Origin of the sequence: Pararhizobium sp. DWP1-1-3 (assembly GCF_049896125.1) — a bacterium.
Taxonomy (GTDB): domain Bacteria; phylum Pseudomonadota; class Alphaproteobacteria; order Rhizobiales; family Rhizobiaceae; genus Pararhizobium.
In genome coordinates this window covers 50,292-72,383 of record NZ_JAFCTR010000004.1, presented here as the reverse complement: position 1 = coordinate 72,383, position 22,092 = coordinate 50,292, and the positions used below count along the sequence as shown (strand labels likewise).

Genomic DNA, 22,092 nt, shown 5'->3' with positions numbered 1-22,092 from the left:
GCAATGCGTCAGCCGAACACGCGGCGGAACCAGCCGCTCAGAATAGCCGCCGGGGAATAGCTCAGCGGCTCGATGCCGATCGCAGAATATCCCGCCTTGGTCAGGTAGAAATGCTTCGCGCCGGCGCGTTCGCGATAGCGAACATATCCCATGTTCAAGGCCCGCATCAAAATCGGCATCTGATTCTGATGCCAATCGATCTCCGATGCGGGCACATTTTCGGCTCCCGCATCATAAACCAGCATCAGCAGATCCTTGAGGTCATCGGCCATTACCAAATCTCCCGTTGCGCCGCGGTTGCAGCTTGAAGCTGGCGAAGGGTGGAACCAGAGCCGCCGGCAAGCGTTCCAAACCACATGAATTTAAACTGGCAGTATATTCAAGACAATTTTGACTGGCTCGGGCACATCGTCGAAGCATTGTGTATTGCTGCCGTCGTCACGGCTCTCGGCCTCGTGCTCTTCAAGCGCCGTATCGCGCTCATCATCGGCCTGGCTTTTGCCTCGGGGCATTTTCACGGGCGGGAAAAGCGTGATTTCGAAGTCTCCGTCCACATGCGGCCGCCGCACCTTCGTGCCTACGAAATCTGGAACTGGTCCTGGGATCAGGCCACCGACTTCTGGCCGGTTGCAGCCGTTATTCTGATCCTTCTCGTCATCGCCGTCAGATATAAGGCAGCCTCTCCCAGCGCCGAACACAGATTGACGCCACGACCGCCGCAAACAGCCCATCGCACCAACGAATGATCACTTTTTTGGGTCTGTGCCGACGCGGAGACTAACCCATTCAAAAGACACAAAAAAACCCGCAAAAAGCGGGTTTCTTGTTTGGCTTGAAAGCCAAATGGTGCGGTCGAGAAGACTCGCAATAATCGCTCAAAGCCTTAGTTTCCGGTCCTCCCGTGGTCCAACGGCGCGCTTTTGGGGGCAATAGAAATCAATAGGTTACCATTCTGTGGTCCAACACCCGGACAGGTTCTGTTCTCGCCCTCAGCGCCATTCATCCACACTTTTCGGCGCCTGTGGATAACTGACATTTCCCAATCCGATTAGGCGAGAACCTCCCCACGGGGCGGGCCAGGTGTTCATGGCTTTCAAGCCACTCGCGCCGGCATCTGACGCCTTTTTTTGCACTTCCTGAACCACGTGATAGCGAGCGCTTTCCAGAATGGAACTTTGTGTGTGGCGGCAAAGATTTTTGCCTCGTCCTCTGCTGTAAAGAGGAGATCGACGATTGCGCTCGTCAGGTCTTCTGGTGTGATAACATCCGTATATTGGCTGTCAGTCATCAACACCTCTACCGCCTTGATTTGGGGCGCTGTCAGTGGCCCGCGCTCGGCATTTGCAAGAACCTCAAGAATTTGCCGGGAGAGTTTTGTACCCCGACGTCCAATTAAATGCTCAATTGATTTTACGGCTATCGTCTCCCTTGCGCCGACGACGCCGTTTGTCGTGCTGTAAGAGTTTGGGCTCCGCATGACTTTAACCCCTGCACGTTTGCACACGAGTTCGAGGGTTTGTGCATCTTCGTTCGCTGCGGATAGTGCAGCTTGGTGCAGTTGAAGTGTCGTCACATTCAAGCGGTCGGTGTTCTGCCCTATAAATGCCTGCGCTTGGGATATGGTATCTTCAGCCTCGACGATCATCACCGGGATCTGGCTGACATTTGGATTACTTGCGGCCGCAATCGCAGTGTGCTGCCCGTCGAGGACCTTTAACACTGTTTGCCCCTCGACCGAGGAGTAGGCGCAAATCGGCGGTTTGTATTTCGCCCAGTCGAAGCGCTCTACGATGCGCCGGATCTGCGTCAGTCCTTTCTCCCCGATGGATCGTTGGTAGGCCGGATCAACAAAGAGGTCGGTGGGATATACGAGCTCGAAGATCGGCATTCCTGTCGGTGGAACACCAACATCGAGTCCTGCGATGCTGATAGGAGATATCTGCCTGATGTTGTCCTGCATGTGTTCTTCCAGTTGGCGTTTAGCGTCGTGGAAGTACGCCTGCTGACGTCCGACGAGTCCATTTCGGCTGCAGATTAGGCTTTCGAAAGTTCGAATGCCCACAGGCTAGTGCCCTAATTTGGCGCGCATAGGTGCAAGGCGGCCATTGACTCACACGTGCAATCTGTCACGTTGCCCTCTTAGGGCGTGGGGACGTCCTGCAGGGGGAAATAATGAAAATACGCATTGTAACGCTGGGGCTCGCCCTCGGCGTGCCTACTATTTTGTCTGGCTGTTCGACGACACAGGCGCAATTTCAAAAGAATCCAAAAGGCGTAAGCAAGGGTGCCCTGTGCAGGACCTTTCTTGAATCTGGTGATCCATATTTTCGCAGGGATCTTGAAGCCTAATTAGTCCGCCGTGGCGTCAATCCATACGACTGCCCGGCAATGGTTCAACAGCAAAACCAGCAGCGGCTGCCATTGTTGCAATGGCGCTCATCGGTACGGCAGTGGCGGTCTGTGCAAACAACGATTGCGGCGGCGGCAGTTCCTATCCATCCTACCGAGGCAATTGCCAGTATGATTGGCAGCGGGATGCTGCTGGCAACAGATGCGGAGGACGGAGTGCCTACTCGCGGCCCGGCGGATATTGAGCAAGTTCCCTAGATCTTCCGATTGACTTGAAATGGACGCATCAATGGACCATATTGGCTCACAGAACTCGCCCACAGTATTTGACCACGGATGTACTGGCACTTGCTGTGTGGCGATTTGAGAGGTCGGGCAAACGCTCGGCCTTTTTCTTTGCCCGGTCGATTGATTCCCGCGTCCCGCTCAATAACGGTCCCTGATCATGAAATTAAGTCCACCGAAGCGCTTCGACTTGCGTAGGAACTCTGATGGTTTTTGGACTGTTTACGACATATTCACGGGCAAGCCAGCGGCCGTGAACGATATCGCTCTGGACAGACTTGACGCTGTACAGGCTGGCAAATGGGTTACCCAGCTCAATCTTCAATTTGCTCAGCGAGCCGGAGGGACGATCCATTGAGTTCCTCCACAGATTTAGTAGCCGAATTTATCCGTGCAGCAAACGGTCCTATAACGTCGGGCATTGATGAGCGCCGACGGTTGATCGAGCGGGGTGTACGAATGGTGCGTGAGATGCGTATCGAGACCGGCGTCCGCCCCGGTCGTCGAGCGAACGATCCGCTGCGAGACATTGAAATAGCGTCACTGATGGCGGAGGCCGCCGGAAACAATGATGACCTGAAGGGTGTTCTGCTCGACCTGGCAGAGATGATCCGCACGCTGAAAATCGTGCTTGATGCGAAGGGCGAGGTTTAGGAAGGCCAGTAGCGGAACCATCCTCTACTCCTGCCGTTTTCCCGGAAAGGAGAACGCCAATGTCCATCGAAGATTACGCCAAATCACTGCTTGCAGAGGTAACCGGACCTGAGGACAAGCAACCACCGGCAGGCGTGGATGACGGCAGCATGGTCGACGAGCAACGCCGACAAAAAGCGAAAAAGCCGAAGCCAAACGAGCCGGATCCGGAGGAAGTCCAGTATCCAGGGTACTTCAAGGACGAGGGCAGCCTCTAGCTCGTCAGTCAGGAAGTTTTAATCTGCCATGTTGGCTCCCACGCGGCGCAACCGAGTGGCCTGCATCGAACGCCTCGTGGCCGACCACTGGGACGGACGAGCGGTCGTCTGTAACCGAGATTGCGGTCAGCGACTAATCCTAGAGAGATGCAGCAGGTGTAACGCCTGTATACTCTGAAAGGTATCCAGAAGTCGCTCAGCCTCGACAGTCGAAATGCTCAAGTTTCTGAGACGCTCTATCAGCATATGCTGCTTCCCAATGATGGTCTCACCACGGAGCACGTGACGTCTGACCATTTCGATTTCGGTTTCGATATCGGCGTCCATCCAAAAAGAATACGCCATGCTGACCAAACGGCAAATCTGGCGATTCGATTGAGGATGAAACAGCCGGTACACGGGAACTTATTGGATTGTGGAACCCATTTGCGATCTGATGTATTTTGGGGGTGAATGTATCGCTGTGAGGGAACATGACGGGGACTTCCCACGGAACTACAGAGCGCAGGCGCTCCGTCTTGGTCGTTGAAGACGAATTGTTTATCGCGCTGCACCTGCAAGACGTCCTCGAAAAAGGCGGGTTTCGGGTGCTTGGCCCGGTCAGTTCGGTAACGCAGGCGATTGAGCTGATTGACAAGGAACGCCCCGATACTGCGGTATTAGATGTCAATCTAGGTGCTGAAAACGCTGCCCCGGTCGCATTCCACCTTAAGGAGCTAGGAGTGCCGTATGTCCTGGCTTCGGCGAGGGACACACGCGGGCTGGCTTGGCATCCCCTCCTTGCTGACGTCGTAAACCTTGGAAAGCCCACCAATTCCCAGCGTCTCATCGACGCGATACGAGCCCTGTAGTAAGCTAAGGCATTCAAAAAATTGCGAGACAAAGCCGACGTTGCCGACGTCTACGAAGTCGCTTGATCGTCCGCCAACTGACGTCTCCGTGGGAACAAAGCAGCCATACCTTAGTTGCTTATTCGCCGGTGCCCCTCCTCGGCACAAGGTCAACTTCGCCCCGCTTTTGCGGGGTCATTTTCGATCAGCACCGCAATGGCCCATTAGAAACGTTGGGATTCAATTAGTCTCTTGAGTGGTTGTGGTGTATATTGACCATACCGGTCCCACTACATCCATTTTTCGGCTGTGACTGTTTAAGAGACAATCTGCTCTTGCCCACCCTATTGGAGCAGAGCCATGCCTCACCGCGACCTATTATATATTAATGAAGCGAATGCTAATCTTATCCTCATCCTTGAGGACGAGCCGCTGATCGCGATGGACTTCGAACAAATACTTAAAAACGCGGGTTTCACGACCCACATTTGTTATTCCTGCTCGGAGGCGTCGGCTTGGCTCGCCGATCATTCTCCTGATGCAGCGATACTGGACATTTGTCTGAAAGATGGGTCATGCACTGGGGTGGCATCGCGTCTCCACCAAGATTCCATTCCATTTATTGTCTGCTCTGGGTCTACCCAGGACGAAATCGATCCGATTCTCATTCGTGGAGCCTGGGTGAGTAAACCGTGCCAGCCCAAAATCTTGGTGAATGCAATCAAGAATTCCATTGCCGCGATGCTTGCACTACGGGAGCCGATCGCATGACCGAGGTAAAAACCAGACGGCCACGAGGTGCGTCGCCTCGCGGAAATTTCGAAACGGCGAAGATATATGCGGTTTCGTCAGAAGAAGCCCGCCTGGCCGCAGAAAGACGGAAGACAGAAGCTTTGAGACAAGCCCGCCTCCGGCAACAACTCGAAAACCATCCTTCTAACGGAAAATAGCGTTTTAGCGCCTCCCTGGAACAATCGGAATTCGCTGCGGTTTCTTTGCATGGAGGAACCACGATGATCAATACCCCGAAACTTCCGGTCACCCACGAGGACCGACATCTACTCTGTCAGGAGGAGGTTGACGGATCGCTGCAGGTCATAATTGATCGCGCAACGACCAACGGCTGGGGCACCATGGAAACGATCGGCGCCATGGAGGAAGTCCTGAAAAATCTGCGGATTATGTACGCAGACAATCCACATCCCGACGAGGACGCGGCGGACAGTGGTGATGCAACCGACCTCGGTGCGTACCCTTCTGCCGATAGGCTGGTCAAAGCCTATGTGGATGAGACGGAAAAGCCATGAGCATCTACGCTTGGACGATATCGAAGCCTGGCCGTCCAAATGCCAGAAATGTCGGCCATCTAAACGAGATGCTCGAAAATCTGCGGGCCCTGAACCCGACTGGGTCAACACCGCCTGGATTCGTCACTCTAAATGCGAGGGTGCCTGATCATGGGGTCTACACGCATAGCGAAGGCGGTAGAGAAGAGTGGTCGGTGAGTTGGACGATAATAGACGGCTAATCCTAGGGGTTGATTTCGCGGCTGGGAATTGACAATCCTCACACAATGTCTTCATTTGCCCACACCCGTAGACCTCGAACGCTGTGGGTTTTGAGGAGCCTCCCGGCATTGCTGGTGAGGCTCTTTTTTTACGGGATTTTCAACCAGTGCCGAATTCCCGAGACGGCCGTCTCGCTCATGTAGGCGACTATTCCACCTATCGTCAGGCCAGCGAGGGCGATCAGCCCTGCCATGCCGAGCCCTAGCGTCTTCATGCGCTGCCACTCCGCAACTGTTGGGGACACAGCCTCTTGATTTTTCTCCACTGTCTCTTTCAGCGCTTGGATTTCCCCCCTCACCTGAGCGTCGATCTGACCTCTAACTGCTATTGTCGTTTCCATGTGGGCTATCTGCAGGGCCTGGTTGTCGAGCCGCTGGTGGATCACCGCGCGGCTTTCATGCGCCATTCCTTTTTCATCTTTGAAATCGACCCGAAGGCGGTCGACGCCCTCTTGCAATTTCCCAAGCGCGAGCATGATGTCGTCATTGGATGCCATGATTATTTCCGGCACCCATGCTGCGCATTACAGGTAGCATTATGTGCCGCGACCTGCCGGGCAAATTCAATATCGTTGGCGATGATGAACTGCCTGGAAACAGGCGCCGGCGTGAGCCGCTCAAACCCGGCGCCATCGAGGGCGGCCGTGCTACTGGCACACCCCATCAACAAACATGCCACCCAGAGCAGCACACAAGCCACCAGCGGATAAGTCACGAACTTCGGCATTGGTCTTGCTCCGCTTCTGAATGAGTTCGATTGATTTCTGGAGGGCGTCGGCTCGCTCAAGATCCCGGCCCTCATTACGAGCTGCAGGGAGAAGCCAAAGCGTGTTCGCGAGCTGGAAGATGACGAAAGCGAGCACTAGCCCGCCCACGCCGCCGACGATGGCCGAGACTTTGCTGATCACGACCGTACCTTGCGATAGATGCCGTAGATCGTCAGGGAGAGGATCACGAGCGCAACGATGATCCGAGCCCACTCCCCGCTTGTCAGATCATCGTGCTGCTTGGTCACGGCGTCTAAAACGTCAGGGAGGACGGGAACGATCGATGTTGCCGCCCCGCCCGCGCCCGTGCCGACGATGACCGCCACATCTTTCTTATTGACGGCCTTCGTGACCGATACGGTGTTGCTGGCGACGAACTGGCCCTTGGCCCACAGGCCAGCTTCAGCCGAGCGCCGATTGACCAAGCCCTTCGACTTCTTGCCCCCAGCGTTGACCCACTTCATCAGCTCGGTCGGGACAGCATCGAAGTCGCCAGTGTTGAGCTTCTTGAGCAGCGTGGACTTGTGAAGGGCGCCGGTATTGAAGTCGAAGGAGACGAGGACGGCGAACTGGTTGTCAGTCAGAGGCACCTTGACCAGACGTTCAACGCGGGCCTCGAATACGGCGAGGTCATTGCGGAGGATGTGCTCCGCCTCAACCTCGTTGATCCGCATTCCAGGCTTGACGTTGGGAATGCCTGCTGCCGAGGTGTGGCCGAAACCGATGGTCCAAACCCCAGCGATGTCCTTGTAGGCGACGAGTTCACAGCCTTCCCACTGTTTGATGTGCGAAAGCCCCGCCGCGTTGATGCGTCGTGTCATGATGATGTCCTTTGATGTTGGAACAAAGAATTGATACGGTAGTTTGTACGAAAGCTGGTCTGCGGAGTGGATTCCCAGGGTCGGCTGAGGCCTAAACCACCCGCGCCACTGAGTTGTTTGGCCTCCCCGGACGCAAGTCCCCCGCTTGGGTCCGGTCTTTGCCCATCGCCGGGCATGCGGGCATCAGACTGCCCCGGACGGCCCCGCCCCCCCCCAAAAATACTCACATTGAGCTACGGCGGATGCCCCAATGGGCTATTTCAAGTTTGTCCAATCGGATGCAACATCTACCTCGAACTTTTAGTCGGCTCGACGCCGGGAAGGAGAGGACATGACAGGCAACGACCCGCAAAATCAGAGTAATCTCGAGCGGCGCCATTTTCTCGGATTGGCGACGGCCGCGACTGCAAAAATCGCTCTCGTAGCAGCCGCGATATCTTCATCTTCGGTCACCCACGCCCAGGCAAAGTCGTGGTGGAAAACGGGGGGCGACCACCCAGGCAAAGGCCATGGCCAGCCCGGGGGGAATGGACAGTCCGGGGGCAGCGCAATGTGCTTTCTACGGGGCACGTCGATCGCAACCCCGACAGGCGAGGTCTTCATTGAGGACCTTCAAATCGGCAATCTCGTTGAAACAGTGGGCGGAAACGTTCGGGCGGTGAAATGGATCGGCCGCCATTTCTACAAGCGAAGCGGCCTAGCCTGGAACGACAACGTCGTGCCGATCCGCATTTGGCGGCACGCGCTTGGCCACAACACACCTCATCAGGATCTCTATCTCTCTCCCGGCCATGCTCTTTTCATCGGTGGCGTGCTGATTAGGGTTAAGGACCTAGTCAACGGGACTTCGATTGCGCCTGCGCCTCACCGCGAGACGATCGAGTATTATCAGATTGTTCTGGATAGCCATGACGTAATCCTCGCCGAGGGTGTTCCGGCCGAGACGTTTCTTCTAACTTCCAACAACATCGAGGGCTTCGCCAACTTCCGAGAATTCACGCGCCTCTATCCTGGCGATCAACATCGTTCCATGGTGCCGTATGCGCCAATTGTCGGGCTGGATTCCGGCCGCGAGCACCTAAAGGCGCTTCTACCTCGTCGCGTCCGTCGTGCCTTCAAGATGCGCGAACCGGTTCAGGATATCTTTGGGCGTATCGCCGCTCGCGCCGGGCAACTGGCCGGTTAAAACCGCGACCAACCAAGACCGCGAGACGAGCGATGACGCCTCTGGCCCTGTTACCCAAAGGTGGCGGGGCCAAGACGTTTGTCCGGCCCGCTTCAGGATCAAACCCGCCTACAGATGTCCTCTGATTTTGATGCGATGGAAAGATTCGGGCAAGCCGCGAAACGTACCGACCATCGACCTTAGAGGTCCGGCGGGATGTCCCCGCGTTATGATCATGAGATCAGGATGGTTTACGACTGGGAAAGGCCGCGCCGGCTGAAGAACATTCGGCATATTGCGGTGGCGATGAGAACTACTCTGGCATCGGCTTTGATGGCGGCAATTGAGACGTACTCCCTGGTCGCTTAGGCGGTTACCGCCAAAAAGGCACTTGGAAGTTGCGGTAAATCTGGCACAATAAATCTGCCCGAGAGGGTTCAGGTGTGACGGTTATCCATAATCGCCGTCGGACGGGCGGTCGGAAACTTAACCCGTCTCCGGAGCGGGTGACCGCTTCGGGCACCTGTTGTTTGTCCTTTTGTGGGTATTGACGTTCTGCCGTGCCGCACCAAATCTGTGCGAAACTGAGGGGCAGGAATGACATACGATTGGGATGGAAAGCGCCATTGGCTGATCAAGGCGGCCCGGATAACGACGGGCGTTGCCTTGACGCTGGCTATCTGCAGCCTTCCAATTCTCATGTTTGTTTGATATCGCCCTGCCGCTCCATGCGGTGATACGTGAAGCGAAAGTACCCGGTCGCTTTCGGTCAGGCGGCGACCGGGTTTCAGGCTGTCCAGATCGTATCGATCTGCGCCGACGTCTTGCCGGCAAACGTTGCAACCATGATCACGAACGGATCGAGACGACCAAAGCTTTGGGTATCCTCCCAGGCGATCTGCATGTCCTCTTGTTCGCTCTCATCCTCGATCGCAGCAATCGCATTATTGATCACCGCTGTCGTCATGCCTGCAGCCTTGAAACGATTCCGGAAGGTCAGACGCGGGAGCGCAGGCATTAGCGCCCGAAGCTCCTCCGGCGTTGGCTCCGGCGGCGGAACGTATGGCCCGATCACAAATTCAGGATTGTCGAGAAACCATTGGCGAATGGCCGGAGACAGACTGTAGGGGTCTGTCGGATTGGTGACATACGGAACTTCACTCTCGATCCCATCGAACTCGACAATGATAATCGCCTGTATCGTGCCGATATTGTCCATGTAGTGGGCATCGATGACGCGAATGAACGTTAGAGAGCCAACCGGAGAAAGGACGCTCTCAGCTTCTTGTGTTGTCAATTCAGCTTCTTGCACTGCCATAACTACCTCCTCAGAATATCTTGGTAACGGCATACAGGCCGCTGGAGTAGCGCCCGGATGCGCGCCAGGTGCCGGGGAGCGCAGATCCAGCGCCGCTATCGCCCAAATTCACGTAGGCTTGGCTGTCACCTGTAAACAGGCACGGCGTGCAGCCCCCGTTGCGGCTAATGCCGGAACTGGCAATCAATGCAATCGTCCAACCAACCGGAAAGTTGATTTCGTTTGCATTGGTCGTGTTGACTATCTGAGCGATGCTCGACGACGCGATGCCGTTGATCGTTCCCGTGATATTAATGGGCCAGTTGGCGCTCTGGTTGGATGCGTCGATCTGGACGCCGAGCTGACTTCCAAGCCATCCAATATAGATTTTGTTGGTACCCTGGCCGCCGCCTCCGCCCTGTTGGAGAGGCGTAAACCCGAGACGGGACGGTATGTCAGCAAAATACGCGCCTTGCTGTCCATCCAGCAGATCGGCGTCAAGTCCTGAACCGGCGCCGTCGTTACCGGCGGTCCAAACGGTATCACCTGCCCATGTCATACTTCCGGTTCGAGGCATGACCAGATTTCGCAGGAAAGTCCCGGCCGCATCGTGGACATTGATGAAGTTGGCGCCAGTCGATAGCGTATTCCCGAAGGCACCCTGAATGACACCGGCAGCAGTCCGTAGCACTAGCCGACGGTCGCCAGAACTGTTGTCAACAAAGTAGTCGCCGCCAGTCAAAAGGACGTTTCCCGTAAACGTCTTGGCCGACATGGTGCTGGGCAAGCGCGCGTCGGGTATCGTGCCCGTGAGGTTGGCAGCGTTCTGGTAGAAGGCTCCCTCCTGTCCATCAAGCAGGTCAGCGTCCAGTCCCGAGCCGGCACCGTCATTCCCCGACGTCCAGATCGTCTGCCCGTCCCAGGTCATGCTTCCTGTCGGCGGCAACTGGAGCTGCTTTAGAAACGTCCCTGCAGCATCATAAAGTTGATGGAAAATAGTGCTGGGAACCGCGCCGTGAACCAACCGACCGCGCACCACGCCTGCGGCGTCCTGAAACGCGAGAATGCGATCAGACGCGTTCTTGATAACCACCGCTCCAGTAAAGGTCTTGCCGGTCTGCGTCGCCGGTAGCCGTGCATCCGCGACCGTCCCAGAGGTCAGATTGTCGGCATTGTCGGTTCCAAGAGCAGCGCGCGCTCCGGATGCTGTTGATGCCCCGGTACCGCCGGCAGTGATGGGACGTGGGTTATTCGCATCAAGCGAAAGATCATCCACGAGGGCATTGTACGGCGCCGACTGGATGGTCGTGTTCGGAACGCCCTTCGTCCCGGCCGGGGGGCTATATACTCCACCTACTCTTGGCATGGGCATTCTCCAATAGAAAAAGCCCCGCGATTGCGAGGCTGGAAACGTCAGATTGTAGCTGTAGGAGGACTCGACTCTCGCCCTGATTGATTCAATGATCTCGGAAAAGAGGGAGATCAAATATGACGGTTAAGAGCTCAGAGGAAACTTATTTCGTTGACCTGACTGAAGGTCGGGAGCTTGTCGTTAATGGCATTGCCACGGGCGGTTTCTGGGGCAGTCAACATGTAATGTGCCTTTCGACTACCCGTGCAGGAGTCGACGAGAACGGCGCTCTTCGGGCAGAGACAGCCATTGTCGCGCGTCTTCGGTTTGACAATGATGTGGCAAAGCAACTTCGTGACGCTCTTGATCAGCAGATTGCCGCGCTGGTAGCTCCTCCGAAGGAAACTGCCAATTGAACTTTCCATGCTGTTCTACCTTTTTTCAATTTGATTGACTTCTGAAGGGGCGTTCGTGCGCGAAGACGATTTTGCATCAGTTGCTTTTATCTCAGCCGGTTGCCTGTTGTTTTTGGCTGGCATCGGCATCGGATTGCTCCAATGCTACTGGTATTTGCAGAGTGGAGTTTGGACGGAAATGTCGGTATTGGAGGCCGTGTGGATGTTTCGCGGCCAGTCGGTATCGAATGACTGGTGGAACTACCCTCAGCAGTGGCTTGGGCTACACAAGATTTTGTTACAGGTACCCGCTGGTCTTGCGGTGTTCGTTGCGGGATTTATTCCGATCAGCATCGGCTCCGCCTCCTAGTTCACTTCCCTAGTGTTTTAAGGCATTGTCACCTCATGATCCGGATCGTTCAAATCGCATGTGTCGTCGTGACTGCCGCCATCCTGTGGGTGATCGGACGGGGGATTGCTTGGGGGATTGATTCAGGCGGTTCCGTTTTCACGAACGGATTCTTCTGCGGAGCAGTGTTTATGCTGCTGTTCTATGGCCTTTGCTGCTGGCTGGACCCGTCATCGCGCCCGCGCGGTTCCGCCCCCAAGCAGGATTGATTTCGTAAGGGCCTCGACCAGGGCGGGATTGCCGCCGCTGCGCTGAGCCTTTGCAAGTGCATCAACCATCGCAGCCCGATTAGTCACCATCGCTTCAGCCAATGAAGCATTTGCAGCCTCGCGACGACTTCCAACGATCATGTTCATGATCTTGTCTGCAGCTTTTACACCTGTTGCCCGTGCCGTGCCGCTGAGACCGCCAGCCGCGAAGGCATTCCGGGTAAAGTTCGGGTCGCCCTCGCCGCCAAGTTCGGCCCTGTGCGCCTGTCGACGAGCAGTTTCGCTGTTCATCATGACCGACTGTCGCGTACCGGCAAATGTCCGTTCGTTGTCCAGCACCTGAAACAGCCGATCTGCCCGATCCTGCCCGAACAGCGTTGCAAGACGGTCCCGGTTCCAATCGCCTTCGCTCTTGATGAGATTGTTGAGCTTGGCAACGTCGTTCGCGTTGGAACCAAGAATGCGGTCTACTTCGGCCCGCGCTCCCTGTCTCAAGCGTAACGGCGCCGCCGATGGCCCAATCTGCCTTCCCTGTGGCAGAGCGCCATGCTCAAACTCCTGAGCCAGCTCTGCCGGCCGTGGCGCTGTGCGACCGTGGTCGAGAACTGTTTGGCCTCGGGTCAGGGCATCGTTCTGACGTGCAAGCTCCGCATAGGAGGCATCTGCTTCCTTGATACGCGGTACCGCCCGTATCAGCCCATCGTCGAGCTGCTGGCGGACTTCCGACAGGGCGTTGATGACCTTGGGATCAACCTCGCCAGTCAGCATGCCGTCAATCGCTTGGCGCGTCTGAAACATGACGCTCGGATCTGCGGAGAGCTGTTCCGTGCCTTCTATGTTCAGCATTCCGCGAACTCGGCGTAGTGCAGTCTGGGCCGGGCCACGTAAACGGCTGACGGACAAATCGATGTCGTCGGCAATCGGCGTCATATCATAGCGCGGCGCATTTTCGAACGCTTGACCATACGCAGGCCCTACCGCGCGCTGGTTGGCGGCAATATTGCCTTGAACTTCGCTGGGTATAACGTTCCGTCCCATGCTGTCGTCGACGGCGGCACCGATACGGGCGTTTGCTCCGGTGTTTCGGGTATCGAGCGCCGACCGCATGATTTCCTGAGCGCGACCGGGCATGGAAGCCAATGCACCGGCTTGGCCCTGAAGGTTTGGCCCCAGGTCGGCAATCATTCCGTTCGGGCCAAGCGTATCGAGACGGGCGCGCATAGCGGTCTCATCCATGCCGTCGCCCATGATGGCCTTTGCCAGCTTGGCAACTGTGGAGGCCTTGGTTCCGGCAGCTTTGGCGACCCTCCCCAGCTTCAGTCGATCCATCGCGGCCCGAGCGCCAGCACCAACAACTTTTCCCGTGACTGGCCCGAAAAGGCCAGTGCCGCCACCCCATTTCATCCCGTCGATGACAGCATCGGGATTGCCACCGGATCGCACAGCCTGGTCGGCTCCACCCACGGCCGAGCCACTCCCAGCGGCCGCCAGTGAGCGCATGAACAGATTTCCAGCCCCACCCCCGAATGCCGCTGGCGCTGCCGCAATCATCGGCAAGGTACCACCGACTGCGCCAACGAGGTTTGCACCCATCGTCACATTCGGATGCTGTTCCTGCGCGGTTTCGGTGAGCGCCTGGGCCTCTTTGAGGTTCGTGGCATAGTCTTCACCGTTTATCAGAGATGAGAGCCCTGCAGCGCCGCGCTGGGCGGTCCCAAGCAAAACTGGGCCAGCAATAGGCACGCCGTCGAGTATCCCCGTCAGGGCGGCACCTGTCGCACCGTTGACGCCTGACATCCGCTCTTCTCGATCGACCAAAGCCGCGCCGTCTTCAAACGACAGATGCTGGCCGCTTCGCTGGGGCGATTGCTGACCCATGCCGATCTTGGCGTTGAAGTCCGCGCGCGGCATGTCCGAATAAAACTTCGTATGCAGCGCGTCGGCCAGCTGCTGATCCGACATGTCGTCGTATTGCGGATATTGAGCCCGCACTTCTTTGATTGTCGGCATCAGCGGATACCCAGCGGGTCTACGGTGTTGTCGCCGCCGTAGGTCGGGCCACCATCGCGGGCCATGCCGTCGGTGACGGTTTGACGGTTGCGGCGCTTCATCTCGATCGTTTCCTTGTTATCTCCCGGCTGTGGGAAATACTGCTTGTTGGCATTGTCGAACTCTTCATTGGAAATGACCGCGCCCGATTCACGGCGAAGCTGGGCGTTGATGAAATTTCGGCGCGCCTGGTCGAGGTTCTGGAATTCGTCACTGACCATGTAGTTTCCAGCGAAAGGTATCTTGCTGGCGAGCGTATCAACGATGCCCTGACCAGCCGCACCGTGCTCATCGATGACAAGCCCGGACTCCTTCATCCGATCGGCAAAGGTCATTGCCTTCTTTTCGTCGATGGTGACCTTCGGCTCTGTCAAAGGGATCATGGCCGACTGTTTCCCTAAATTGGGCTGCGCTTGCGTCTGCGGCACAGTGTTGCCTTGGGTCGGGCCTGCCTGCGGCTGCCCACCATTACCCTGCCGACTAAACACTCCGTCGGGGGTCAGGAACATGATTTCACCATTCGGACCCGTGATCGTTTTGCCGGCGCCAAGTTGCTGTGCCTGTTCCGGCGTGATTGTGTTCGAATCCATCAGGCCATTGAGCGCCTGTGCTTCGACCGATTTTCCATCGAAACGGAACTTTCCATCTTTGGGAGCCGCATCGGGTGCGGATATCCAGGCTCCGCTATTTGGATCGTAAAGCCTGCCATCCCCGGCATTGATCAGCGACTGCTTGTCGCCCTTTGCCTTCAGCGCTTCGATCTGGGCGCGCTTGTAGTCCATTTCCAATTGTGTTGATGGATCACTGGCCTTTATCGAACGTTCGCGGACAGCCGCCGCTTCCTGCATCTGCTGTTCCGCCATAGCCTGAAGGATAGCCTTTTGCTCTGGAGCAACGAATGGATTCGACAGTGCGGCAATCAGTCGAGGATCGAGCCCCAGCGCGTTTGCTCCCTGCGGTTTTTGCTGGACACTCGATTGCTGCGACGGCTGCTGCTGTGCAGCCTGACGGGCCTGCGCCATCTGTTCATCCGTCGCCGGGCGTCCACCCATGAGGGCCGGCATTATTCCGCCGGTCGCGCCCATGAGTTGCTGTGAACCCCGGAACTCGGCCGGGACGAACGGACTGTCTGCCCGGGCCTGCGTGGGGGTGGATTCTCGACCTGGAAACTGGGCAGCATAGTCAGGAGTAGCCTGAAACGCCGCAACCTCGTCAGACAGTGAACCCGGCTGTTGCGTTGGGGAGATAGCTTCGATTGCGGCCGCTGCGGTTTGCGGCTGGCTACCGTTTCCGGGCATGCGCAGCCCTTGTGTGTCGTACACCGCCATGGGGTTATCGATCTGGGCGCCCGGTCCGGAATATGGAACGGCCCCGCTGGTGTCGCCCCGCATGGCAGCAAGCCGCGCAGCATCCTCTGGTGAAATCGAGGCTGGCTCAGCAAGCATCGCGCCTCGGTCAACCGGCATCGGGGTCATACGGGCAGAAGGATCGAGGCTGGCGACCTCCTGCGGCTGCGCATCGGCGAACATTGCCAAGGCCTTAGCACGATGGCCAGCCATCTGCTGGTTGACCTTGTCGGCCACGGTACCGGGAGCACCGCCATTGTTGGCATCGGAGGCACCATAGCGACCCACACGGCCGGCATTGATGGCGGAATAGATATCCATCATGCCCATACCTGGCTGAACGCCGGCGTCCTTCAAGTATTTGGCCACCGCGCCATCCGGCCCCAACTGCGAGCCGACGGGGTTTTCCCAGTCAACACCGTACTTCTTCGCCTGCGGCTCCCCGAACTGGATAAGCCCCTCATGCTGGCCCCATTGCGTGACAGGACCCTTCTTTCGGGGATCAAAGGTTCCTGCAGTCTCGTAGGAGATGGCAGTGGCAAGATCGACAGGATCAATTCCGAGCGACGACGCAGTTGAGGCTATGCCGCCCTTGATATCGTCGGATGCGAAGGTCGATGGTGTGGCCGGAATGTTTCCGGCGCTGTCCACTTTTGGCATGGCATTGCCCATGGCCGCAGGCACGAACGGCGACCCACCCACAAGCGGATTGAAGACATTGCTCGTAAAATCGGCCGCGCCGTCCTTCTCCACCTTATCGAGCCGGCGCTTGCCGATACCGGCGCCAACACCCTTCATGACAGCGGCAATGCCCTCGTAGGTGGTCTTCGGCGTCTGTCCCATGATCTGCTTCTGGAGCGCCTCGATCGTCTCGCGCTTGCGCTTGAGAGTCCCTGCGGTCTCGCCTGTGTTTCCGCCAAATATGAAACCGACCATCAGTAAAGGCCTCCGTTATGCCGTCTGGTGAACAAGGTAGCCATGACTGCCATCACATCGCGAACATGCCGGCGAGACCGCCGAGCAATGCCCCCGCGCCAGCCTGCTTGGTGTTGTAGGCGCCCAGACGGTTTTGATAGTCCTGGCCGACGAGGCCTGCGTAATCGACGGTTGGGATCGACTGCCCCTGGGTCGGAACGAACGACGGCCCCGTGATCTGGGAGCCAGACATCAACGCCGCGATTTCATTCAGTGGCTGGTTGCGAGCCGCATAGGCCTCGTTGAGTGCCTGGGTCCGCTGCGTATTCTGCGCAGCAATCTTCGCCTGTTCCGCGTTGAATGCCTGATCCTTCAATGCATTGTTGCCGGATGTCGCCTGCGTCGTGTTGTCAAACATCTGCTGTTCGGCCGTATTCCCGAACTGAGCACCAGCCAGACCTTGCGTAAACTTCTGCTGCTGGCCAGCGTTCGCAAACGTCCCCTTGCCCATGATCTGGTCATAGAGCTGTTGCTGAGCTGAGTTCTGGAACTGTGCCCGCTGCGCCTCCAAGCCGACCATGCGCGATTGCTCCTGCCCGCCAGCAAGGATGGCGCCATACCTCGCATCATTGGATTGGCGGCTGGACTCATCGACCGCTCGGTTGAACGCTTCCGATCCCGGCATCAGTCCTTGATTGGCAAGCTTCTGCTCGAGCGCCGACCGATCATTCGCCAGTTGTGGATTGATCCGCGAAAGAAGCGCGTCTTCAACCTTCTGACGATCGGCGCTGAAATCGGAATTGTAGGTCTTGGTGATGTCGCCGGCGTTTCCCAGCTCGGTCTGAACCTTTCCCGCATCGGGCAACGACGTTTGCAGCTTCGGTCCGGTTCCATACTGCTGATATTGCGGCAACCCAAGGCTAGCTGCGTTACCCCCGGCTGGCAGCTTGTCAGTCGAGAAAGGATCATTCAGCAGTTCGCCGAGCCGGCTAGATTGCTGGACTGCGACGTTTGCGAGGTTGCCCTTCGTGGCGTCGCTCTTGTCCTTCAGCTGCTGCTGTACGGGTGACAGCGTTTGCGTAGCGGTTGTAGTCGGAATGTCATACATCGCGCCGTTCAGCGGGTCGCGCCATTTAGTGGACCCCGTCTGCGAATACGTCAAAGCCCCGTCGGGCGTTACCTGGTTGATGTTGCCGATCTGACCGTTCGCGATGGCCGTGCCGATATTCGTCGCGGTCTGTGCCGATGCGGTTTCTTTCGGATCAGGCGCTTTTGGCGTGGACTTGCCCATCGGCAGATTCCTTCGAATTGACGCGGTGGGAGCGCCAGTTTTCAATTGTCAGGGTGAAGATGATTTCGGCTTCTGAGATTCCACGAAGGCGGGGTATGCGATACGCCTCAAAACCGAAACGGACCGCAATCTCGCACATTACTGTGTTGCGTTCGGAGACCCGCAGAACAACCAGCTGGCATCCAAGATCATCAAACGGGAACGAGAACATTGCCCGGATAACGGGTTTGGTCAGCCAGCGCTTGCTAACCGACGCGGATGAAATCTCGATCACGCCGCTCTCAGGCTGCCAGTTATGATAGACGGAACCGGCGATCAGCCTTTTCCCCTCAAACACTCCCATCGTTGCGAATTTCTCGAAGCCCCTTGCGAGGCCACTGTGAGACGCGACGAAGTGACCGACGATTTCATTTCGTTCAGCCGAGCTTGGTCCAGACCAGACGATGTTCATGCGCTTGCTTGGCCCACTTCAGTCTGTAGATTCGCGAGATCAATCTCGACGTCGAGCCGGACGTCTCCACCCGAGGCGATCACACAGCCCACGGCAAGGTGGTCTCCTGTCGCTCTGACATTCTGCCGGTACTTGTACCGCGTGGAAGAACTGACGCCGTCCCATGTGGCAACATCCCAAAGACCGTTGTTCCACTCAGACGATAGCGAGTTGCCTATTGAGACGTTCGCCGAGGCCGGCGCGGTGATATCGAAATCCGCCCGGGCAAACAGCTTGACCTTCGGCTTTGTCTTGCCCCGAAAATACATCTGGGCAAGCGTTGCGGTCTTGCGCTGCCCGTAGGCGCCGCTCGCTGTGAACTGTGAAAGGTACACCGCTTGGAACACAAGGCCGTCATCGGAGCCCGTCGTATCGGCCTGCCAGCAGTAGCCGTCGATCGATCCGAAGAACAGGCTACCCTGATAGCTTGCGTAGCAGACGGCCCGCCAGTTCGAGATGAATGACCATTTCCCGGTCAGGACGTTCAGAACAAACGTCTTGTCGCTGATCACGCTGTTTTCGGGAAAGCTGATGAAAACGAGGTTCTGCTCGATCCATTGGGTTAGGTTCCAACGTCCACCGGTGGAATTTGCGGCCAAGCGCCACTCATCCTCAATCGGGCGCGACACCGAGACGAGGCTGAGTGCCTCACGGTCCCGCGTGAACACCTGAGACATCGGCGTGAGACCATCGGTGTTGGCAACGAGTATGTCGGCCCCTGCCCGGATCCACGCATTTTTGCCGACCGGCTTGCCGATCTGATAAATGCCCTTGAGCGCAAAATCCGTTGCGGGGTCCGAACCCATGTAGACCGCCACTTCGCCCTCTGTTGAGACGAAGACGCACATATCACTCAGGCCGTCGCCGCTCTCGATCGACCAGGAGAAGGCAGTCAGCAGCGATCCGCCCTTCTTCAGAACGCCACCGAGCGGAAACACGACAGCCGCGCCACCGATCTGGTTCGTTGGAAGATAGTAGGCATCGAGCGTGCCGTTCTTCAGGTACCATTCGCGGTTCTTGAATATCCAGCCGTAGTTCATTTGCGATTCAGTCGAGCCGTCTGCAAAGGTCATTGCCGGCGTCGTCACCCATGTCGTTCCGTTGAACATCTGGCGCGGGTCAGAGCCGTTGACGCATACGAGGAAGGCCCCCGCCGCCGTGGCGTGCTGGAAGGTAGACCAATCCGAGCTTGTCATGCCGGATACCGATGCTGCTGTCGTTGTCGGTGGCGCAGCGGGAGAGCTCATCTCAAAAATGGCCGTATCGGTTGCCATGAACAGCCGCTCAATGCCGCCATACTTGTACTTGAAGGCGGAGCGCAGTGTGCCGCCCCCCGCTGCCAGGCCCTTCTTGACCGAGCCCCCACGGACCCGGCACCCCATCAGCGTTGGCAGCATGTTGAGCAGGATCGATGCGGACCCTGGTGTATCGGCCGCCATGTCTCGAGTTGTGACCAAGCCGCCTTTGGGAGCTGGATAGGTCAACGGCTGCGAAGATTGCGGGGGGCCGCCCTTCCCGCCTCGACGAGAGGAAGGGACACGACCTGGTCGAACGTTCATCATTGGTCGCCCCGATCTGCTCTGATTTCAGCGATGAGGTCGGCCTCGAACTCCGAGAGGAAGTCGTCGAATTCGAAACCCTTCTGACGGCGCCAGCGCCAAAGGAGGTTCTTGACGAGCAACCGTTCAGGAAACAGGACAGTGTCATCATCGGCGGAGAACGTGTCTCGCTCGACACCGGCATTGGTCTTGATCCAGTTCTTCGACACGTAGTCCATGACCGCCGTCGCGGCGAAGGACACGGGAGAAATTCCGATCGTGTTGGCCTTGATAAAGAAATATGGCTGCGCGGACGGAACGGCGCTGATCACAGTCCACTGACCACTGCTGAGAACGGGTCGGGCAAATTCGCCCGCAGGTGACCGCAGAGCGCCACCGGGGGTCATCCGGTTATAGTCATCCGGCAGGACATAGGAGGCAGCAGACGGCGTTACCTGCTTCAGCATGCGCTGCCAATCGACACGGCGTGCAATCTCGGCGCCGGCTTCGGTTGCCAGCGCCATCATGGTCTTGGCGTTCTGATCGTCGGTACCGTAGACGCTCGTAAAGGGATCGAGCCCGACGACATCACCAACTTCATTGATCGCGGTCAGAATGGTCATGGCGTTGGTTCTCCGATGACGACTTGGCCGTTGCCCCAGCGTGCGCGCTCATCATTGATCCGAAGGCCGAATATCGCCTGATCTTTGAGCGCCTTTGCCGATCCTGCCTTCTCCGCGTCCCGTTCCCAGATCGCGATTTCCTCGACAACGGCGTAAAGGTAGACGTCGGGCGCAGACGTCAGCAGCCAGTTGGTTGGGTTCGAGAGTGTTAGCCCCGGCAGCTTCGCGTAGTATGTGATGCCGATGTCGCCATCGGTGGTGGGTCGCACCCTCAATTGGTTTCCCACGACCGCGTAGCCGATCGGGTTGCCTCCAAAGCTCTGGAAACGGCTGCTTAGCTCCTGAAGCGACCAGGAGCGCAGATTGCGACCGTCGGCCGATAATGTCTGCCTCATCTCGATGAAGTCGTCCGGTAGGTCACCGTCACCGGTCACAAGCGTGACCACTGCCGACTTCTCCATCGCGCCAACGCGCAGGACCCGGTTCAATTTCGTCTCAGCAAGGCCAACGAAGCGCGGCGTGAGATGCGCAATGCCATTGTTGCCGGAATAGTCACCGGCATCCATCAGCAAGGCACTGTAGTCGGAAATCCCTGACATCAGACGACCTTCATTCCCGACGCCGCTGCCTGATATTGGCGCGATCTGTCGATGATCCGTGAAATCTCATCGTTGATCCGGCGATGCTCTTCCGGATCCACGTCTGCTGGAGGCTTGCGCTCTTCAAGGGCGCGTATTTGGCCCTGAACTCTCTGGTGATCGATCATCAAACAGTCGCATCGAACGAGCGCCAGGCCCGGTTGTCGCCGTCGTTCAGCCATTTCTTGACGAACTGCTGATCGCCTTCGGTCTGCGCCTGGACGAGACCGGCGTCATAGGCGACGTTGAGCGGCACGGAGGCGATTTTCACCCAGTCGCCCATCTGGTTGCCGGATGTCTCGTTCCGGGTGAAGGTGTTCTGCTTGATCAGGTCATCGACCGGATAATCCGTGCGAAACGTGGTCTTTTCGCCGTCGAAGTATCTCCAGACTGAGCGACCGGTTTGGAAATCATAGTCGAACAGCTCCCACGCACCGTCACGGATCGTCATGGCTTATTCTCCCGGAAGACGGTCGGCGCGTTCCGCCTTGCCAGCAGCGAAAAGCTCCTTGGCTTTCGAAACGGGCAGATCGACGATTTCGCCAGCAGGCGTACGAACATCGGCTTCAAGCCATGCGTCGTAGAGAAGCTTTACCGGCACCGTTGATTCCTTCTTGTTCATGCCGATCGACGGCACAGGTGCCGCCGTGTCCGGCTTCGGGGCGAAGGTGGTGTTTAGCGTCTCGCCGTTGCCGGCGTTGGCGCCCGTCGTAGAGGCGTTCAGCACCTTGTCGATTTCTTCCTGAATGCGCTTGTCGCCCCAGTTTCCGGGGACCTTGATGCCGAGGTCTTCAGCATCCTTCTTGAGATCAGGCATTTCGATGTTCCTTTCGGGAATGAAAAAAG

27 protein-coding genes are annotated in these 22,092 nt (G+C 57.4%); 10 read left to right on the top strand and 17 right to left on the bottom strand.

Annotated features, from left to right (window positions below):
* Window positions 1-8: 8 nt before the first annotated feature.
* A complete protein-coding gene (locus ACP7BS_RS11380; protein WP_426238199.1) occupies window positions 9-272 on the bottom strand; it encodes a hypothetical protein in 264 nt (87 codons plus the stop codon).
* Window positions 273-356: 84 nt separating this feature from the next.
* Here ACP7BS_RS11380 and ACP7BS_RS11375 point away from each other — a divergent pair, with 84 nt between their 5' ends.
* On the top strand, window positions 357-746 hold the full coding sequence (locus tag ACP7BS_RS11375) for a hypothetical protein (RefSeq protein WP_426238198.1): 390 nt from the start codon (window positions 357-359) through the stop codon (window positions 744-746).
* Window positions 747-1,093: 347 nt separating this feature from the next.
* On the opposite strand, the gene ACP7BS_RS11370 is transcribed toward ACP7BS_RS11375, so the two are convergent.
* Window positions 1,094-1,960, bottom strand: coding sequence for a hypothetical protein (locus ACP7BS_RS11370; protein ID WP_426238197.1), 867 nt, complete (start codon window positions 1,958-1,960; stop codon window positions 1,094-1,096).
* A 212-nt stretch (window positions 1,961-2,172) separates the two neighbouring features.
* On the opposite strand from ACP7BS_RS11370, the gene ACP7BS_RS11365 reads away from it, so the two are divergent.
* From ACP7BS_RS11365 to ACP7BS_RS11340, 6 genes are all read left to right on the top strand, one after another.
* Window positions 2,173-2,349, top strand: a complete 177-nt coding sequence (locus ACP7BS_RS11365; RefSeq protein ID WP_426238196.1) for a hypothetical protein — start codon at window positions 2,173-2,175, stop codon at window positions 2,347-2,349.
* Window positions 2,350-3,105: 756 nt separating this feature from the next.
* The gene (locus ACP7BS_RS11360; protein WP_426238195.1) at window positions 3,106-3,288 is read left to right on the top strand and encodes a hypothetical protein; all 183 of its coding nucleotides are present in this window, start codon (window positions 3,106-3,108) and stop codon (window positions 3,286-3,288) included.
* A 59-nt stretch (window positions 3,289-3,347) separates the two neighbouring features.
* Entirely contained in the window at window positions 3,348-3,545 is a 198-nt protein-coding gene (locus ACP7BS_RS11355) for a hypothetical protein (protein ID WP_426238194.1), read from the top strand.
* A gap of 518 nt (window positions 3,546-4,063) precedes the next feature.
* Entirely contained in the window at window positions 4,064-4,396 is a 333-nt protein-coding gene (locus tag ACP7BS_RS11350; RefSeq protein ID WP_426238193.1) for a response regulator, read from the top strand.
* 339 nt (window positions 4,397-4,735) lie between these two features.
* On the top strand, window positions 4,736-5,146 hold the full coding sequence (locus ACP7BS_RS11345; RefSeq protein ID WP_426238192.1) for a response regulator: 411 nt from the start codon (window positions 4,736-4,738) through the stop codon (window positions 5,144-5,146).
* Between the two features lie 242 nt (window positions 5,147-5,388).
* A complete protein-coding gene (locus ACP7BS_RS11340; RefSeq protein ID WP_426238191.1) occupies window positions 5,389-5,682 on the top strand; it encodes a hypothetical protein in 294 nt (97 codons plus the stop codon).
* Between the two features lie 349 nt (window positions 5,683-6,031).
* On the opposite strand, the gene ACP7BS_RS11335 is transcribed toward ACP7BS_RS11340, so the two are convergent.
* From ACP7BS_RS11335 to ACP7BS_RS11325, 3 genes are all read right to left on the bottom strand, one after another.
* Window positions 6,032-6,439 carry a DUF1515 domain-containing protein gene (locus tag ACP7BS_RS11335; protein WP_426238190.1) on the bottom strand — a complete coding sequence of 136 codons (408 nt, stop codon included), beginning with the start codon at window positions 6,437-6,439 and terminating at the stop codon, window positions 6,032-6,034.
* Window positions 6,440-6,441: 2 nt separating this feature from the next.
* On the bottom strand, window positions 6,442-6,669 hold the full coding sequence (locus ACP7BS_RS11330) for a hypothetical protein (RefSeq protein ID WP_426238189.1): 228 nt from the start codon (window positions 6,667-6,669) through the stop codon (window positions 6,442-6,444).
* Between the two features lie 177 nt (window positions 6,670-6,846).
* Window positions 6,847-7,530, bottom strand: a complete 684-nt coding sequence (locus ACP7BS_RS11325) for a lysozyme (RefSeq protein ID WP_426238188.1) — start codon at window positions 7,528-7,530, stop codon at window positions 6,847-6,849.
* Between the two features lie 331 nt (window positions 7,531-7,861).
* Between ACP7BS_RS11325 and ACP7BS_RS11320 the strand changes: the two genes are divergently transcribed.
* Entirely contained in the window at window positions 7,862-8,716 is an 855-nt protein-coding gene (locus tag ACP7BS_RS11320) for a Hint domain-containing protein (RefSeq protein ID WP_426238187.1), read from the top strand.
* Between the two features lie 766 nt (window positions 8,717-9,482).
* On the opposite strand, the gene ACP7BS_RS11315 is transcribed toward ACP7BS_RS11320, so the two are convergent.
* Entirely contained in the window at window positions 9,483-10,013 is a 531-nt protein-coding gene (locus ACP7BS_RS11315; protein ID WP_426238186.1) for a hypothetical protein, read from the bottom strand.
* Window positions 10,014-10,023: 10 nt separating this feature from the next.
* A complete protein-coding gene (locus ACP7BS_RS11310) occupies window positions 10,024-11,358 on the bottom strand; it encodes a hypothetical protein (protein WP_426238185.1) in 1,335 nt (444 codons plus the stop codon).
* 122 nt (window positions 11,359-11,480) lie between these two features.
* Between ACP7BS_RS11310 and ACP7BS_RS11305 the strand changes: the two genes are divergently transcribed.
* Together ACP7BS_RS11305 and ACP7BS_RS11300 are read left to right on the top strand one after the other, a co-directional pair.
* The gene (locus tag ACP7BS_RS11305; protein WP_426238184.1) at window positions 11,481-11,759 is read left to right on the top strand and encodes a hypothetical protein; all 279 of its coding nucleotides are present in this window, start codon (window positions 11,481-11,483) and stop codon (window positions 11,757-11,759) included.
* A 55-nt stretch (window positions 11,760-11,814) separates the two neighbouring features.
* Window positions 11,815-12,108, top strand: a complete 294-nt coding sequence (locus tag ACP7BS_RS11300; RefSeq protein WP_426238183.1) for a hypothetical protein — start codon at window positions 11,815-11,817, stop codon at window positions 12,106-12,108.
* A gap of 209 nt (window positions 12,109-12,317) precedes the next feature.
* On the opposite strand, the gene ACP7BS_RS11295 is transcribed toward ACP7BS_RS11300, so the two are convergent.
* The 10 genes from ACP7BS_RS11295 to ACP7BS_RS11250 form a co-directional block, all read right to left on the bottom strand.
* Window positions 12,318-14,366 (bottom strand): hypothetical protein, encoded by a 2,049-nt coding sequence (locus ACP7BS_RS11295; RefSeq protein ID WP_426238182.1) that lies wholly within the window; start codon window positions 14,364-14,366, stop codon window positions 12,318-12,320.
* Complete coding sequence (locus tag ACP7BS_RS11290; protein ID WP_426238181.1) at window positions 14,366-16,549, bottom strand: hypothetical protein; 2,184 nt, start codon at window positions 16,547-16,549, stop codon at window positions 14,366-14,368. The genes ACP7BS_RS11295 and ACP7BS_RS11290 overlap by 1 nt, the downstream gene beginning before the upstream one ends.
* 190 nt (window positions 16,550-16,739) lie before the next feature.
* Window positions 16,740-17,957, bottom strand: coding sequence for a tail fiber domain-containing protein (locus ACP7BS_RS11285; RefSeq protein WP_426238180.1), 1,218 nt, complete (start codon window positions 17,955-17,957; stop codon window positions 16,740-16,742).
* Window positions 17,929-18,408, bottom strand: a complete 480-nt coding sequence (locus ACP7BS_RS11280) for an N-acetyltransferase (protein ID WP_426238179.1) — start codon at window positions 18,406-18,408, stop codon at window positions 17,929-17,931. The genes ACP7BS_RS11285 and ACP7BS_RS11280 overlap by 29 nt, the downstream gene beginning before the upstream one ends.
* Window positions 18,405-20,009: a hypothetical protein gene (locus ACP7BS_RS11275; protein ID WP_426238178.1), complete on the bottom strand. Its 1,605-nt coding sequence runs from the start codon at window positions 20,007-20,009 to the stop codon at window positions 18,405-18,407. Before ACP7BS_RS11275 ends, ACP7BS_RS11280 begins: the two co-directional genes overlap by 4 nt.
* The gene (locus tag ACP7BS_RS11270) at window positions 20,006-20,608 is read right to left on the bottom strand and encodes a hypothetical protein (protein ID WP_426238176.1); all 603 of its coding nucleotides are present in this window, start codon (window positions 20,606-20,608) and stop codon (window positions 20,006-20,008) included. Before ACP7BS_RS11270 ends, ACP7BS_RS11275 begins: the two co-directional genes overlap by 4 nt.
* A complete protein-coding gene (locus ACP7BS_RS11265; RefSeq protein ID WP_426238174.1) occupies window positions 20,605-21,207 on the bottom strand; it encodes a phage adaptor protein in 603 nt (200 codons plus the stop codon). The genes ACP7BS_RS11270 and ACP7BS_RS11265 overlap by 4 nt, the downstream gene beginning before the upstream one ends.
* A complete protein-coding gene (locus ACP7BS_RS11260) occupies window positions 21,207-21,374 on the bottom strand; it encodes a hypothetical protein (protein WP_426238172.1) in 168 nt (55 codons plus the stop codon). Before ACP7BS_RS11260 ends, ACP7BS_RS11265 begins: the two co-directional genes overlap by 1 nt.
* Window positions 21,374-21,697 (bottom strand): hypothetical protein, encoded by a 324-nt coding sequence (locus ACP7BS_RS11255; protein WP_426238170.1) that lies wholly within the window; start codon window positions 21,695-21,697, stop codon window positions 21,374-21,376. The genes ACP7BS_RS11260 and ACP7BS_RS11255 overlap by 1 nt, the downstream gene beginning before the upstream one ends.
* A gap of 3 nt (window positions 21,698-21,700) precedes the next feature.
* A complete protein-coding gene (locus ACP7BS_RS11250; RefSeq protein ID WP_426238168.1) occupies window positions 21,701-22,063 on the bottom strand; it encodes a hypothetical protein in 363 nt (120 codons plus the stop codon).
* Window positions 22,064-22,092: the final 29 nt, after the last annotated feature.